The sequence below is a fragment of the Lysobacter zhanggongensis genome (assembly GCF_046638635.1).
In the GTDB taxonomy this organism is placed as follows: Bacteria; Pseudomonadota; Gammaproteobacteria; order Xanthomonadales; family Xanthomonadaceae; genus Novilysobacter; species Novilysobacter luteus.
This window is the reverse complement of the sequence record NZ_JBJXHK010000008.1, coordinates 15,938-30,200: the sequence shown is the minus strand read 5'-3', so window position 1 is coordinate 30,200 and position 14,263 is coordinate 15,938. Positions and strand designations below refer to the sequence as shown.

General features: G+C 66.1%; 12 protein-coding genes and 1 tRNA gene. 1 reads left to right on the top strand and 12 read right to left on the bottom strand.

All coding sequences use genetic code 11. The features are described from left to right. Positions 1-10 precede the first annotated feature (10 nt). The 7 genes from ACKVMH_RS02790 to ACKVMH_RS02760 all read right to left on the bottom strand — a co-directional run bounded on the left by ACKVMH_RS02790 (position 11) and on the right by ACKVMH_RS02760 (position 6,495). A tRNA-Asn gene (locus tag ACKVMH_RS02790) sits at positions 11-87 on the bottom strand. A 53-nt stretch (positions 88-140) separates the two neighbouring features. Continuing rightward, complete coding sequence (locus ACKVMH_RS02785) at positions 141-569, bottom strand: type IV pilin protein (RefSeq protein ID WP_215219855.1); 429 nt, start codon at positions 567-569, stop codon at positions 141-143. A 5-nt stretch (positions 570-574) separates the two neighbouring features. Next, a complete protein-coding gene (locus ACKVMH_RS02780; protein WP_412699147.1) occupies positions 575-3,922 on the bottom strand; it encodes a pilus assembly protein in 3,348 nt (1,115 codons plus the stop codon). A gap of 11 nt (positions 3,923-3,933) precedes the next feature. Beyond that, positions 3,934-4,473 (bottom strand): pilus assembly PilX family protein, encoded by a 540-nt coding sequence (locus ACKVMH_RS02775; protein WP_412699146.1) that lies wholly within the window; start codon positions 4,471-4,473, stop codon positions 3,934-3,936. Continuing rightward, positions 4,470-5,444 (bottom strand): PilW family protein, encoded by a 975-nt coding sequence (locus ACKVMH_RS02770; protein WP_412699145.1) that lies wholly within the window; start codon positions 5,442-5,444, stop codon positions 4,470-4,472. Before ACKVMH_RS02770 ends, ACKVMH_RS02775 begins: the two co-directional genes overlap by 4 nt. Further along, entirely contained in the window at positions 5,441-5,941 is a 501-nt protein-coding gene (gene pilV / locus ACKVMH_RS02765) for a type IV pilus modification protein PilV (RefSeq protein WP_412699166.1), read from the bottom strand. Before pilV ends, ACKVMH_RS02770 begins: the two co-directional genes overlap by 4 nt. Continuing rightward, positions 5,938-6,495 (bottom strand): GspH/FimT family pseudopilin, encoded by a 558-nt coding sequence (locus tag ACKVMH_RS02760; RefSeq protein WP_412699144.1) that lies wholly within the window; start codon positions 6,493-6,495, stop codon positions 5,938-5,940. Before ACKVMH_RS02760 ends, pilV begins: the two co-directional genes overlap by 4 nt. 139 nt (positions 6,496-6,634) lie before the next feature. Here ACKVMH_RS02760 and ACKVMH_RS02755 point away from each other — a divergent pair, with 139 nt between their 5' ends. Continuing rightward, positions 6,635-7,654 (top strand): sensor histidine kinase, encoded by a 1,020-nt coding sequence (locus ACKVMH_RS02755; protein ID WP_412699143.1) that lies wholly within the window; start codon positions 6,635-6,637, stop codon positions 7,652-7,654. Between the two features lie 13 nt (positions 7,655-7,667). On the opposite strand, the gene ppnN is transcribed toward ACKVMH_RS02755, so the two are convergent. From ppnN to grxD, 5 genes are all read right to left on the bottom strand, one after another. Then, positions 7,668-9,050, bottom strand: a complete 1,383-nt coding sequence (gene ppnN / locus ACKVMH_RS02750; RefSeq protein ID WP_412699142.1) for a nucleotide 5'-monophosphate nucleosidase PpnN — start codon at positions 9,048-9,050, stop codon at positions 7,668-7,670. 109 nt (positions 9,051-9,159) lie between these two features. Next, on the bottom strand, positions 9,160-12,336 hold the full coding sequence (locus ACKVMH_RS02745) for a TonB-dependent receptor (protein WP_412699141.1): 3,177 nt from the start codon (positions 12,334-12,336) through the stop codon (positions 9,160-9,162). A 186-nt stretch (positions 12,337-12,522) separates the two neighbouring features. After that, the gene (locus tag ACKVMH_RS02740) at positions 12,523-13,122 is read right to left on the bottom strand and encodes a YhgN family NAAT transporter (RefSeq protein WP_412699140.1); all 600 of its coding nucleotides are present in this window, start codon (positions 13,120-13,122) and stop codon (positions 12,523-12,525) included. A gap of 15 nt (positions 13,123-13,137) precedes the next feature. Continuing rightward, a complete protein-coding gene (locus ACKVMH_RS02735; protein ID WP_412699139.1) occupies positions 13,138-13,887 on the bottom strand; it encodes an SDR family NAD(P)-dependent oxidoreductase in 750 nt (249 codons plus the stop codon). Continuing rightward, on the bottom strand, positions 13,884-14,204 hold the full coding sequence (gene grxD, locus ACKVMH_RS02730; RefSeq protein ID WP_215219846.1) for a Grx4 family monothiol glutaredoxin: 321 nt from the start codon (positions 14,202-14,204) through the stop codon (positions 13,884-13,886). Before grxD ends, ACKVMH_RS02735 begins: the two co-directional genes overlap by 4 nt. Positions 14,205-14,263 lie beyond the last annotated feature (59 nt).

The window sequence follows — 14,263 nt, the reverse complement described above, 5'->3', positions numbered from 1 at the left end:
TGGAAGAACTTGGCGCCCGAAGTTGGACTCGAACCAACGACCCCCTGATTAACAGTCAAGTGCTCTAACCAGCTGAGCTATTCGGGCGGGACGCGCATTGTAATGCGCCTGTGGTCCGGGTCAAGTCCGACGGGGTGGACTTACCAGCATTCGGAGGCCGATCCGGCCGTGCCGGTGATCCCACGGGTCCCGGTCTGGTCCAGCGACAGGGTCCCGCACTTGGTGTCCTTGGTGGCCTGGTGGTTCTGCGGGGTCGCCGTAATGCTGTAGGTCCGCGCCGCCGACGCTGCGAGCGCAATGGCGTAGTGCCCCTGCAGCTCGTTCTGGCAGTCGCTGGCCGGGAGCGCGGCACCGACGTAGGTCAGGTTCGTGGTGTAGTAGCGCTCCATGAACTGCGCGCCCTCCAACGCACAACCGGCTGCCGCGTTTCGACGGCTCTTGATCATCGCGAAGTCGTAGCTGGCATACGCGATGCCCGCCAGGATCGCGATGATCGCCACCACGATCATCAGCTCGATGAGGGTAAAGCCCGCGACTGCGCGGCGCGGAGTGCGAAAACTCTTGATCATCTGATTCACTTCCTCAGGACTTCACGCCAGGAAACCCGGCCGGACGAGGAGTCCGGGTTGATGCGGACCGAGCCGGTACCGCCGGAGGAGCCGCCGGCGCTCAGCAGCTTGTCGATCAGCACGCTGTCGGTGTTCATGCCCACGCCGAGGTCGATCGAACCGACCGCCTTGCCGTTGATCTCGTCGTCGCTGAACGAGCCGTCTCCATCGACGTCGAAGAAGTGCTCGCCAACGCTGCCACCGGTGAACGCATTGATCGCGTTGATGTAACCACGGCCACCCGGTGTGCAAGGGTCGCTGCTGGGAATGATGCTGGAGGTGATGAACACCGGGCCCACGACCTGCGCATCGCCGATGATCCGTTCACCCTCGGCGAGCTGGTTCGGCGGAGTCAACAGGTCCACCAGCCAGCCGCGCTTTCCGGCGGGCATCGTGACACTGGAGGACTCGAACGCCCGGACCGGCTTGCCGCCGATCGACCCGCTTTCGGTGATCGTGCGCTCCACCAGCAGGCCGTTCGCACCATCGTTGGCTGCCCGAGTTCCGATGGAGTCTCCGTCGATGATGCCGTACATGCTCTGCACAGCCTTGCTCGAAAGGTCCTCGTTGGTCAGCAGACGGCCCGTTCCGAAGAACACCCAGCGCTTGTAGTTGACCGGATCGATGCCCAGCGACACCGCACCGCTGATCGGCTGGCGGTTGCCGCTGGCATCCGTCGCAATGAACAGCGGAGCGTGGTGGTTGCTGTTGGCGTTGTTGATCTGGTTCGCGTTGTTCCCACCTGCGACGCCCCAGTCGGATGCCGTGGTGCCCTCGAGGCTGAACTTCCAGACGTTGCCCTGCTGGTCGCCGGCATACACGAGATCCACGGTGCCGTTGCCGTCCGAGTCCCAGCCACGCGGGCCGGAAAGGCCATTGTTGGTGGCCGTGCTGGTCTGCAACTTGGTGACCGCCCCGGAGTCGACATCGACAATCCAGAGGACCGAGCGGTCATTGGTGCTGTTGACGCCGTTACCGAAAATGACGCTGACGGAACCGTTGTTGAGACGGGCAACGATCGGTTCGCCCATCACCAGGCCCATGTCCGCGTCACCCGCGATGTCGAACTTGACGTTGGTCGCGGTGAACGAGGCCGGATTGGTCACGTCCAGGGCAAAGACGCCCTTGCCGCCATGACCCAGCGTGCCCGCGAGGATGTTCCTGCCGTTCGGATACGTAACCGTCCGGGTCATGTTGCGATCGGACACCGTGATCGGACCATCGACGAAATAGCGGTGCGTGTAGCTGCGAGCACTCAGCTCCTTGAGCTGGGCCATCTGCACCCCACGCGGCACGTACGCGAACACTTCCGCGCCGGTCGCCCCGTTGAAGGCATGCAGCATGCCGTCATTGGCACCGACATAGAGAGTGTCGGCATCCTTTGAATAGAACGGCGAGCTGTGGATCACGTCACCCAGCAGATGCGGGCGGTTCCTGAGGTCGCCGCCATTGGCTTCCTCGCCCGAGTCGTCGCCACGCAGGTAGTCGGCGATGCTGAAACCCTCTGCGCTGGTACCCAGCGCAGTCGCCTGGGCCGCCGTTGGGAAGGTGCCGCGGGTACCGGCGGCGTCGGTCGTGACGATCCTCCGCAACGCCCATGCAGGAAACTCCTCGGAGGCCTTCCAGACGGGGCTGTTCTCGTTCACCCCGCTCACGGTAACCGGGTAGGCGATGATGTCGCCGCTCCAGCTCTCGCTGATGTACTTCGCCTGGAACAGCTTGGTCTCGGTGCTGATGGACGTGCTGCTGGCCGAAACGTTGGACCGGGAGCCGACGCGCTCACCGATCGTGGCGAGGGCGCTTTCCAGTGCCTTTGCAAAGGCGCTGGGGTCGGTCGCGGCTACGAATTCGCCGTGACCGTTGACGGCCGCATGCAGGAGGTCGTCGATGCGTTCGTCGTTCTCGGTGTCGGTCGGATCGGGCCAGTCGGTCAGGTCGGCGCCGTTCCGGCTGACACCGCCCTTGTCGATCACCTGCTTGACCGACGACTGGTCCACCGTGCCGGTCAGGCCGATCGAGATGCCGAAGGTGACCATGTGTTGCCAGAACGCAGGGTTGAGAGCCGAGGTGGGAACGATGTTGTTCAGATCGGTCCGGAGGTCGGTCTTCCAGTAGTGCATCGCAACGTCCGCCAGCGTCGTCGAGGCACTGCCCTTGTAGGGCGCAACGGGGTCGTAGGTGTAGGTCTTGCCGGGCGAGCCATCAGCGTTGGCCGGCGCGGAGATCTTCGTCCCGGCGCTGGCGTCCGCATTGCCGACGCCGGAAGTCCCTGAGTTCCAGTAACCGTCGGTGGTCAGGATCGAGAAGTTCTGCCGGCACTGGAACTGCTTGCCGGACGAGTCCTTCGTGCCGCCATAAGGACCGGTATCACCGGTCTGGCTGAAATAGTTGCCCGCGCGCTGCAGCGCCGGAAGCAGCGGGGTGCCGTTGTATCCGCGTGCTTCGAACAGCCGGCTGAACCAGGTCGTCCGGTTGTTGCCGCGAAACAGACCGTTGTCCGTCGCTACCGGAATGAGGAACTCCGCGTTGTCATATCCGTCCCCGTTGGGACCCCAGATGGTCGTGAAACCGACCCGGTATTTCTCCCCATCCAGGCCCGAAAAAGCTTCACTGGCACCAGCTTTCGCAGCCTTCATGCGGGTGCGGTGATATGAAAACCAGACCGCGTAGTTGCCGCGTTCGTCAGTGTCAGACCGGTTGGTTGGCGTTGTGGCAGTGTGATTGCCCCATTCCCAGTCACCGTCCCACTGTTGCACGAGCTCGGAACGTCGCGTGGTCCCACCAGTGCGTAACTGATACCGGTAATAGTTCCGCTGCGATGCGAGATAGGTGGCATCCGTGCTGGACGGGTCCTTTGGAACATAGAACGTCTGGGTGCCACCACACACTTCACGGTTTGCGCCGTTCCGGTCGACCCATTCGCAACTATCGCTACTCGCCAGGTTGATCGTCCCGCCGGAGGCGCGACTGAGATCTGCATATGCGGCGGCGTAAGTGGTACCACCGGTCAGACGATTTCCGTCGGCACCCTTCCAAGGCAGGTAGGTGGTCGCAGGGTTGTAGTAGACGGAGTTGTGGACGTATGTCCGGTCTTTCCAATCGCTGATCGAATCGCCCGGCATCGCATCGAACACCATCGAGCCGGAGTCGTCGAGGATGAACAGGATGTTCGGCGGGATCCCGTTTCCGGCTCCCGGTGGGGTCGAGGGCAGCGTCAGCCCGGCCGATGCGGGCAGGGCCACGAAGGTGGCGAGTGCGGCGACAAGCGGCGCGCTCCAGCGGGACGGATGTTGGCGTCGGGCATTGGTCTTCATGGGGGTCCTGCTCATGAGCCGGCGAAGCTCGCCTGGAGGATGACGGTGGCCCGTCCTTCCGCGGTGCTGCGCGCGGTGATGCGATAGCGGGGACGCATGCAGCTGGGATGGCGCGGAATCTCGCGATCGCACAGCGGCCAGCCGGGGGCCTCGTCCATGTACTCGACGAAGTACTGCGGGGTGCCGCCGAGCACGCTGACCTGGGTGGCGTCGACCCATCCATTGAAGTTGGGATCGTCCGCGCGCTCGGGCTTGTTCTCGGCCGGAACCGGCGTCGCGCAGAGGCCCTGGTTGCAGGTATCGGCCAGGGTCGGGAACGCCGCGAGCGTGCCGGGCTGCAGCAGCCGCGTCTCCGCCTCGCGCAGCGCCGCCTCGGCGGCCTGGAACCCGATGCTGCGGTCATACATGTTTGCGCTCATGCGTTCTTCCATGAGCGTTCCGCGCAGGCTGGCGAGTCCGAGCAGGGTCATCACCAGCAGCAGGATCAACACCACGATCAGGGCGGCGCCGCGCTCTTGCCGCGGGGCGCCAGGGTTCGGGAATCGGCTCATGACGTACGGTTCCGGAGGTTGACGACGTGGGAAATGTCACGGGTCAGCTGGCCCCCGTCGGTACCGACGTTCTCGCGTCCCTGGACGGTGAGCGTGATGCGCACTGCGGTGACGTTTTGCCATGCCAGTCCGGCGGCCGCGTCGACGTAGTCGGGCGCGCCGTCGACCAGGAACTGGATCTGCATGTCCTGGATGCCTTCGGAGACTTCCTCGCGTGCGCCATCCACACCCTTGTCCATCGGCTGCCGGTACAAGGAGCGACCACCGCGGCCGTTGTCCGCCACGAACCAGCGCGCGGCGTGCAGTTTCACCACGATCGACTTGGCACCATATTCCTTGAACGTGCCGTTCGCGGTGCACTCCACCGGCAAGCCCAGGCCCTTGGTGCAGTTCCCCGGGCCACTCGACACGTTGCCGGTGTTGTGGACGATCGTGACGTTGGACGCATTGACGTTGGTGGCCTGGAAGATGGAAGCCTGGCCGTAGTCGCATACCATCAGGATGTCGAAATTCTCGATGCCGTGGTCGTTGGTATTGACCTTGAACTGTGCTGAGTTCTTGTCATGCCCGACGACCGTAACGCCCCCCGACGTCCCTGACATCAGCTCGATGGCATCCGTCCCCGCGGCAGTACCCGCGAGTGCCCCGTTGTCATACCCGAGTATCCCAGCGGCCCAGTTGGCCCACCACAGACCACCAGGACTCTCCAACACATTGGCGGTCGGGAGATTAGCGGCGCACGGGTTGCCCGCCGCTTCCCGGACCTCCCTCGCCATCAACTCGAAGGCGACCCGTCCATTTTCCTGCAGGCGGGCCAGGCTCTCGGTCGTGCGATAGGTCTGCTGGTTCGACACGAACACGCCGATGGCCCCGCCGACAACCAGCAATCCCAGCACCATCGAGATCATCAACTCGATGAGGCTCAGGCCAGCCTGGAGATGGCGCATGTGGACATCACGGATGGTCTTCATAGGCGGGTCACCGTCTGGATCTGCTGTTCTTCCGCACCTTCGGTGCCGCGCGTGTCGTCCCAGCGGACGGTGATGGTGCAGTTGCGGGACTGGCTGCCGGCGATGACGTCGCACTGGATCCGTCCGCAGGCATCCTCGCCCATGCTTTCCTCGATCGAGGCCAGCCAGCGCGCCTGGTCCGCCGCGACCAGCGAGCCCGCAGCGGCAGGCGGATCACAGACGAAGTCGGCGGTGTTGTAGGTACCTGCGCGCGCGACATCCAGGTTTGCCCGCATCGCATCGAGGATGCCGTAGCTCTGGATGACCGCCTGGCTGCGCTCGAGCGAACTCTGGCTGTTGCGCAACGCGGTGGCCTGCATCGCGGCAATGCCCAGCAGACCGATCGCCATGACGAGCACCGCGATCAGCACCTCGATGAGGCCAACGCCACGCGCGGCGCTACGCGGGCCGCGGGAGCGCGAAAACCGCCTGTGACGGGCGGCCGGGAAAGTGATCATTGGCATGCTCCGCCACCGTTCTCGGGGTCCGTGGAAATCCGGCTGCCTGCGCCGATTGAAACCACCCGCACGTTTTGCGCCGGCGAGGTGGTGGGTATGCAGAAGCGATAGGACGCCGCGAGCAATGCGCCGTTCGGGGCGTCGCCGTCACGGCCGAAACCGTCCGAGCCGAAGACGACATCAAGGTCTCCCGAGAACTCCACCGACGGGTTCGGGAAACCCGCACGGATCACCTCGCCGGCGTCGGCGGCCTTGTTCGCGTTGGCGTCGACGAACGCAACCAGTGAGCCGGCGTTGCCATCGCACCCGCGGCACACATTGACCCGCCGATTGCTGCGCACGGCCTCCATGCGTGCCGACTGGAGCGTGGCGACCAGCTCGTTGGCCGCACTCGCCAGCCGATTGCTGTTGATGATCGAGGTGAAACTCGGCGTGGCGATGGCCAGCAGGATGGCCGCGACGGCCACCGTTACCATCAGTTCGACCAGCGTGAATCCGCCGGAAAGCCGCCGGCCGCTCGCAGGCATGCCAATACTGGAATCAATGGATTGCATTGCCCCTCCCCAGGGTGCTCCGGATGCCAAGTTAGCCAACCCGCCGATGTCTAGCCAGCCGCCGCCGATGGATGGTGCGACAGACGGGACGAGCGGTGATGGGCAACGATCCGCCGCGATCGTGCATCATGCGGCGACTATGCGCGAGCACCCGCCCCACCCGCTTGACGCCCTCTGGCAGGCACCGGCGATCATCTGGGTCCTGCTGGCCGGCGAATGCCTCGCCGGCATCCTGGCCCTCGCCCCCGGCATTAGCGGCAGCCGCTGGATCTATTTCGGACTGGCCTCGCTGGTCGTTCAGTGGGTGGCGTTGCTGACGCTGGGCACGCTTTACCTGACGCGCAACCTGCTCACCGGGCTTCGGCCCCTCCGGCTGGCCTGGCTGGCCGTGGGCATGCTGCTGGTCAATACGTGGCTGGTGGCGTGGCTGGCGTGGTGGCTCATGGGTGACGCATGGCCCGTCGCCGCGGACGGCTGGCCGGCATTGGTTGCCCGCCTCACCGGCATCGCCCTCGCCGTCGGCTTCCTCGGCCTGGCGGCCTTCCAGAATCACTGGCGCGGGCGGCTGCATGCGGTGCGGGCCAAGCAGTCGGAGCTGCAGGCGCTGCAGGCGCGCATCCGGCCGCACTTCCTGTTCAACACGCTCAACACCGGGGCGGCGCTGGTGCACCAGCGGCCGGAGGAGGCGGAGCGGCTTCTGCTGGACCTGGCGGACCTGTTCCGGGCGGCACTGGCCGGGCCGCGGCAGATCCTGCTGGAGGACGAGCTCTCCCTCGCCCGGCGCTATCTCGAGATCGAGGCGCTGCGCTTCGGCGAGCGGTTGCAGGTCCGCTGGGAGCTGCCGCGGGTGCTGCCCGGGGTGACCGTGCCGGCGCTGTCGATCCAGCCGCTGGTCGAGAACGCGATCCGCCACGGCGCCGAGCGCATGGCGCGCGGCGATGTGGAGGTGGCCGTCTCGACGACACCGGACACGGTCGTCGTGCGCATCAGCAACCCCCTTCCGGAGGCCGGCGGGACCGCCGTGCCGGGGCACCGGGTGGGACTCAACGCCTCGCAGGTGAGGATCGAGGCGCTGACCGGCGGGCGCGGCAGCGTCCGCACCGAGACAATCGGCGGACGCTACGTGGCGACGGTGCGGTTGCCGGTCGGGCCGGCCTGAGTCCCGGGACCGGCTACGCCACCACGCGGTAGCACGGCCGGTATTCTCCGGCGATCTTCATCCGGCGCTGTTCAACGAACGCCCGCAGCAACGCATCCAGCGACTGCATCATGTCGGTGTCGCCGTGGATCAGGAACGGGCCGTGCTGTTCGATCCGCCGCATGCCGTCTTCCTTGACGTTGCCGGCGACGATGCCGGAGAACGCGCGGCGCAGGTCAGCCGCCAGCTCGAACGGCTTGCGGCCGTGGTGCAGGTCCAGCGCCGCCATCGCCTCGTGGCTTGGCACGAAGGGCCGCTGGAATTCCAGCGGCACGTTGAGCGACCAGTTGAAGAAGAACGAGTCACGCTGGGCCAGCCGGTGCTCGCGCACCTTGCGCACGCCCGCCGCCATCCGCTTCGCGACCGCGGCGGGGTCGCCGATGATGATCTCGTAGCGCTCCGTCGCCGCATCGCCCAGCGTGAGCCGGATGAACCGGTCGATCTGCTCGAAGTACGGCGCCGACGAGGTCGGGCCGGTCAGGATGAGCGGGAACGGCACGCCAGCATTCTCCTCGCGCAGAAGGATGCCCAGCAGATACAGGATCTCCTCGGCCGTGCCGACGCCACCGGGGAACACCACGATGCCGTGGCCGAGCCGGACGAACGCCTCCAGGCGCTTTTCGATGTCCGGCATGATCACCAGGTGGTTGACGATCGGGTTGGGCGACTCGGCCGCGATGATGCCCGGCTCGGTCACGCCGATGTAGCGGCCACGGCGACGGCGCTGCTTGGCGTGGGCGATGGTCGCGCCCTTCATCGGCCCCTTCATCGCGCCCGGGCCGCAGCCGGTGCAGATGTCGAGTTCGCGCAGGCCGAGCTGATAGCCGACCTCCTTGGTGTACATGTACTCCTCGCGGTTGATCGAGTGCCCACCCCAGCAGACGACCAGGTTCGGGTCGGAAGGCTGCAGCACGCGCGCGTTGCGCAGCAGGCCGAACACCGCGTCGGTGATGCCCTCGCTGGTGTCGAGGTCGCGTCCGCCCTCCTCGTCCAGCTCGATCGCCCGGTAGGCCAGGTCGCGTACCGTCGCCGCCAGCAGTTCGGCGACGCCGCGGATGATGTCGCCGTCGACGAAGGCCATCGCCGGGGCCTTGTGCAGGTCGATCCGCACCCCGCGGTCGAGCTGGTGCACCTGGATGTCGAAGTCGGGATAGAGCTCCTGCGCCGCGCGCGGGTCGTCGGACTGGCTGCCGCTGGTGAGCACGGCCAGTGCGCAGCGGCGCAGCAGGTCGTGCATGCCACCGGCGGAGGCGTCCGCGAGTTCGGCGACTTCAGCGCGGGAAAGGATGTCCAGCCCCCCGCGCGGGTGGATGCGCGCGTCGACGGTGGGCAGGGTGGCGTTGGCGGTTTCAGTCATTCGGCTCTCGTTCTTCTCGTTGTTATCCGGACGACTCTAGAGCGGCGGCCGGCAAAAGAAAACGGCCGGGTTGCCCCGGCCGTCTTCGGTGTTGCACAGGTGCGATGGATCAGAACTCGTAACGCAGGGTCAGCATCGCCGCCCAGCGCGACACCGGGCGCGACGGATTGCGCGAGTCGGCGTCGTACACGTTCAGCTCATCCCACGACGGGTTGCTGTCGCTGCCCAGGTCGTACACGTAGCTGCCGTCCGGGTTGATGCCATCGAGGGCCGCCAGGTAACGGGTGTCGAACCCGTCGATCTGCATGGTGTGGCCCCAGTCGTCGTTGAGCAGGTTGAGGAAGTTGTAAATGTCCAGGCGGACGATCGACTTGTGGCCATCCATCAGGCCGGGCAGCTCCTGCTGGAAGCCCAGGTCAAGCTGGTTGATCCACGGCATGTTGTCGGCGTTGCGGCCGGCGATCTGGCCACGCTGCGACTGCAGGTACGGGTTGTTGGAGATGAACTCGTGGAACGCCGCGATCTGCTCCGGGGTGGCCGAGCCATAGCTCACGTTCGGATCGTTGAGCAGCGGCACGTAGGCCGGATCCTGCCAGATGCCGTCGCCGTTCATGTCGCCGTCGACCAGCCAGGTGTACGGCAGGCCGTCACGACCGTTGTAGTACGCGGTGATGCTGGTCTTGTAGTCGCCGAAGAACGCGTACTCCCAACCCAGCGAAGCCTTGATCGAGTTCTCGATCGCACGGCTCGCGGGGGTGGCGATCTCCTGGTTCGGGTTGACCCGCGAGACGTACTGATAGCTGGACCAGGCCTGCGAGCTGGCGTCGGACCCGACTTCCTCGGCGTCGGTATAGGTGTAGCTCAGGCTGCCGTACCAGTTGTTGGCCAGCGGCTTGTTCAACGACAGGGTCAGCGAGTTGGAGTAGCCCTCGTCGGTGTTGCCCAGGACGGTCGACTGGTTGCTGAAGCCGGGGTTGCGGCCGCAGTTCTTGTTCGAGCTCGACATCGAGCCGAACGAGCACCAGTAGCTGCCACGGCCGTCGGCCATCTGGCTGGTCGGCGCGTCGTACAGGCCGGTCTCCGGGTTATAGGCACCGATGTTGATTGCCTGGTAGAACGCGGCGTCACGGGCGCGAATGGACTGCAGCTCGACCGAGCCGATCACGCCGTACCACGGCAGTTCGTGGTCGTAGCCGAGGCTGATCTTCCACACGGTCGGCAGCTTGAAGTCGGGATCGATGGTGTCGATCGCGAAGCCACGGCCGCCGGCGGGCACGTTCTGGTTGTACGGATCCGGGCTGAACGGCGCGGCCGTCGGGTCATCCTCGCGGTACGACAGCAGGGTGACACCGTTGTTCTGGTACGGGTTGGCCAGCCACACGAACGGCGGGACGCTCTGGAATGCACCGATGCCACCGCGCAGCTGCGAGTAGCGCTCGGTATCGAAGCTGTAGTTGAACGATACGCGCGGCAGGATGACGCGGTTGTCCGAGCCCAGCTGGTAGGCGTTGGAGTAGCCGAACGCTTCCTCGAAGCCCGCGGCCTCTTCCGGCGCCTTGTCGGCCTTCGGGATGTTGACGCGCACGCCGTAGGTCAGCGACAGCTGGTCGTTGACCTGCCAGGTGTCCTGCAGGAACGGGCTGATCTGGGTGTACACCAGCGCGGCGGCGATGTCGTCGATCTCGTAGCCCGGGGCCGGGGTGCGCAGGTCGTACTGGTAGTAGTTGCCGGCAGCGAAATCCTCGAGGCTGGCAAACCGGTATGAGCCATGCAGGTCGCGGCCGTACAGGTTGTAGACGTCGTGGCGCAGGTAGTCGACGCCACCCTTGATGACATGGTCGCCGGCATAATAAGTACCGGAGATCGTGGCGGCCAGGCGCTCGGTGTTGATCTGGTTCTCGTGGCGGTTGTTGTCCTCGCCGATGAAGATCGAGCCACCGTTGGCAGTCTCGACCTCGACCTCGGGCTGGTTGACCGCGTTGCCGTTGATCTGGTCGAACGTCTGGTGGCTCAGCTTCACCTCGGTGGAGAAGTCCATCGTCCAGTCGCTGAACAACTGCAGCGAGGTGTTCTTGGTAACGTTGTCGATGTCGTACCAGTGGCTGGTCAGGACCACCGAGTCGGCGCGGTCGTCATACGGCGACGGGCGGAATTCCTCGGTCTGCTGGTAGGTCAGGCTGGCGCGGTGGTTGTCGCTGATGTTCCAGTCGATCTTGCCCAGGTAGCGCTTGTTGTCCAGGTTGACGCCGGTCGAGCCGTAGGTGCCCGGCTGCAGGCCCAGGTCGTTGGCGATGGCGATCGCCTGCTCGACGTCGGCCGTGGTGACATCGCCGTTGGCCACGCCGTCGGAGCTGGCCGAGCCGCCGAAGTTCTTGATGGTCTGCTCTTCGTACGAACCGAAGAAGAACAGCTTGTCCTTGATGATCGGGCCACCGAGGGTCACGCCGGCGGTGGTGTCGGTGTCGAACAGCGCGTACTCCTCGCCATCGCGCTCGCCGACCATGCTGCCGGCGTCCTTGTAGACGTAGTACGCCGAGCCATGGAACTCGTTGGTGCCGGACTTGGTGACGGCGTTGACGGTCGCGCCAACGGTGTCGGAAGCGACGTCGAAGTCCGAGACCTTGAGGTCGTAGGCGGCGATGGTGTCGACCGAGATCGGCGAACCGGTGTACGGCATGCCGTTGGAGTTGAGGCCGAACGGGTCGCCCTGCGACAGGCCGTCGACGGAGATGGTGTTGAAGCGGTTGTTGATGCCGGCCACGGAGATCGAGCCCGACGCCTGGTCGGTCACCTGGATGCGCGGGTCGAGGCGGGCGATGTCGTCCACCGAGCGGCTGCTCTGCGGCGCCAGCTCAAGCTGGCGGCCAGCGACGGAGGTGCCCATGCCCTTGTTGTCGGCATTGAAGGTGGCCAGCAGGCGGCTGCCGGTGACGGCGACCGTGCCCAGCGTGGTGGCATCACCGGACGCGAGCTGCGCGTCGATGTTGCTGATCTGGTTGAGCGAGAGGAACACCCCGTCCTCGGTGTCCGTGCCGACGCCTTCCTTGGTGACCGTGATGGAGTACGGGCCACCGACGCGCAGGCCGCGCGCGTTGTAGCGACCCTCGGCGTCCGTGACCGCGCGGCTGACCGTGCCCGACTCGGTGTGGACGATGGTCACCTCGGCGCCCACGACGGGCTGACCGTCGCTACCGACGACCTGGCCGCCAACACCGGCAGAGGTGCTCTGGGCGAATGCGGGAGCGGTGGCAAGGGCGACAAGCAGGCCGAGCGTGAGCCTGGACATGCGGGCGGGGTGGTTCATGGCGGGTGGGCCTCGGGATGGGAAGTGGTACTTGACCCCGGGGTCTTCGGACGACCGCCGGGCACGTCAGACACGACAAACCGGCGTCGGCGCCGGTTAACGTGAGTTTAACACGGCGGGATACTAGTGCGAATGGTTGACGGTTTCATGACAGTCGCCTTCCAGCTGTCATACGGCGGGGGTGATCTGCAGGTAGGCACCGAGCCCGTCCAGGAACATCTGGACCGAGATCGCCACCAGCAGCATGCCCATCAGGCGCTCCACCGCGGTCAGCGCGCGTCGGCCCAGCCATTTGTAAAGCACCGTCGCCGAGAACAGGATCGCCGCGGTGGCGCCCCAGGCGATCAGCAGGGCCAGGCTCCATTCGCCCAGCCGGTGGGGCTCGTTGCTGCCCATCAGCATCACCGCCGCCATGCCGGACGGCCCGGCCACCAGCGGGATGGCCATCGGCACGATGAAGGGCTCGCCGTCGGGCAACTCGCCCATCAGCCCCTCCGGCGGCGGGAAGATCATCCGGATGCCGATCAGGAACAGGACGATGCCGCCGGCGATCGATACCGACTCCTGCCGCAGGTGCATCACCTCGAGGAAGTACTTGCCACCCCACAGGAACGCCATCAGCACACCGAGCGCGATCAGCAACTCGCGCGCCAGCACGATCCGCTGGCGCTGTGGCGGCAGCGTCCGCAAGAGGCTCAGGAATACCGGGATGTTGCCCAGCGGGTCCAGGATCAGGAACAGCAGCAGGGCGGCCGAGGCGATCGTCATTCCAGTGCCTTCCATTCAGTCCGCCGACCCGGCGGGTGACCACACCTGGCCACGATGCCCGGCCCCGGCGGCCGACAGCAGGGTCACGCAGGCCTGCGCGGCCGCGGCCGGATCGCGGGCAACGCGGTCGTTCTGCTCCACGTAGGCACGGGCGCGCAGGCCGGTCCGCATCGGACCCGGTCGCAGCCCCGACACCCGCACCGTCGAGTTGGCCAACTCGGCATGGAGCATCCCCACCAGTCCGGCGAGCCCGTGGTGGGCGACGCCATAGCCGCCCCAGTTGGCCTTGCCTACCCGTGCCGTGTCGTCCAGCACGAACACCAGCGCGGCGTCGGCACTGCGCAACATCAGCGGCAGGCAGGCCTGGCTCAGCCACCACGGCGCCGTCAGGTTGACGTGGATCGCGCGCGCGAACGCAGCCGGGTCGGTCTGCAACAGCGGGGTCAGGCCGCGGAACTCGGCCGCGCAGTGGAGCATGCCGTCGAGGCGGCCCAGCTCGGCCTCCAGGCGCGTCGCCAGTTCGGTGTAGTCGTCGGGGCCGGCGCCCTCCAGGTCCAGCGGGTACAGCATCGGCTCCGGCCCTTCGGCCGCCACCGCGTCGTACACGCGGTTGAGCCGCGGCACCTTGCGCCCGAGCAGCACCACCGTCGCTCCGGCCCGCGCGCAGGCCCGGGCGGCGGCCGAGCCGAGCCCACCGGCGGCGCCGCTGACCAGCACGACGCGCCCGTCCAGGGCTGAACCGGCGCCGTTGGATCCGGGCGTCACTGGCTCTGGGTTTCGCTGATCATGCGGGCAAGTTCGCCCGACTCGAACAGCTCCATGGTGATGTCGCAGCCCCCGATCAGCTCGCCATGGATAAACAATTGCGGAAACGTCGGCCAGTTGGAAAAACGCGGCAGGTTGGCGCGGATCTCCGGGTCTTCCAGCACGTTGACGGTGTGCAGGGACGTTGCACCGGCGGTCTGCAGTGCCTGCACTGCGCGGCTGGAGAAGCCGCACATCGGAAACTGCGCGTTGCCCTTCATGAACAACACGATCGGGTGGCCTTCGACCTCGGCCTGGATCCGCTCAATCACGGACATTGGGGTAGCTCCTGGGATGCGCTGTACCAGCCGTTCGCGGCCAGCCAACAAGGCGTGGG

What these genes read in the sequence shown, in the direction of transcription:
- ACKVMH_RS02785 (WP_215219855.1), bottom strand. Translation starts at nt 569, where the DNA reads ATGATCAAGAGTTTTCGCACTCCGCGCCGCGCAGTCGCGGGCTTTACC.
- ACKVMH_RS02780 (WP_412699147.1), bottom strand. Translation starts at nt 3,922, where the DNA reads ATGAAGACCAATGCCCGACGCCAACATCCGTCCCGCTGGAGCGCGCCG.
- ACKVMH_RS02775 (WP_412699146.1), bottom strand. Translation starts at nt 4,473, where the DNA reads ATGAGCCGATTCCCGAACCCTGGCGCCCCGCGGCAAGAGCGCGGCGCC.
- ACKVMH_RS02770 (WP_412699145.1), bottom strand. Translation starts at nt 5,444, where the DNA reads ATGAAGACCATCCGTGATGTCCACATGCGCCATCTCCAGGCTGGCCTG.
- pilV (WP_412699166.1), bottom strand. Translation starts at nt 5,941, where the DNA reads ATGATCACTTTCCCGGCCGCCCGTCACAGGCGGTTTTCGCGCTCCCGC.
- ACKVMH_RS02760 (WP_412699144.1), bottom strand. Translation starts at nt 6,495, where the DNA reads ATGCAATCCATTGATTCCAGTATTGGCATGCCTGCGAGCGGCCGGCGG.
- ACKVMH_RS02755 (WP_412699143.1), top strand. Translation starts at nt 6,635, where the DNA reads ATGCGCGAGCACCCGCCCCACCCGCTTGACGCCCTCTGGCAGGCACCG.
- ppnN (WP_412699142.1), bottom strand. Translation starts at nt 9,050, where the DNA reads ATGACTGAAACCGCCAACGCCACCCTGCCCACCGTCGACGCGCGCATC.
- ACKVMH_RS02745 (WP_412699141.1), bottom strand. Translation starts at nt 12,336, where the DNA reads ATGTCCAGGCTCACGCTCGGCCTGCTTGTCGCCCTTGCCACCGCTCCC.
- ACKVMH_RS02740 (WP_412699140.1), bottom strand. Translation starts at nt 13,122, where the DNA reads ATGACGATCGCCTCGGCCGCCCTGCTGCTGTTCCTGATCCTGGACCCG.
- grxD (WP_215219846.1), bottom strand. Translation starts at nt 14,204, where the DNA reads ATGTCCGTGATTGAGCGGATCCAGGCCGAGGTCGAAGGCCACCCGATC.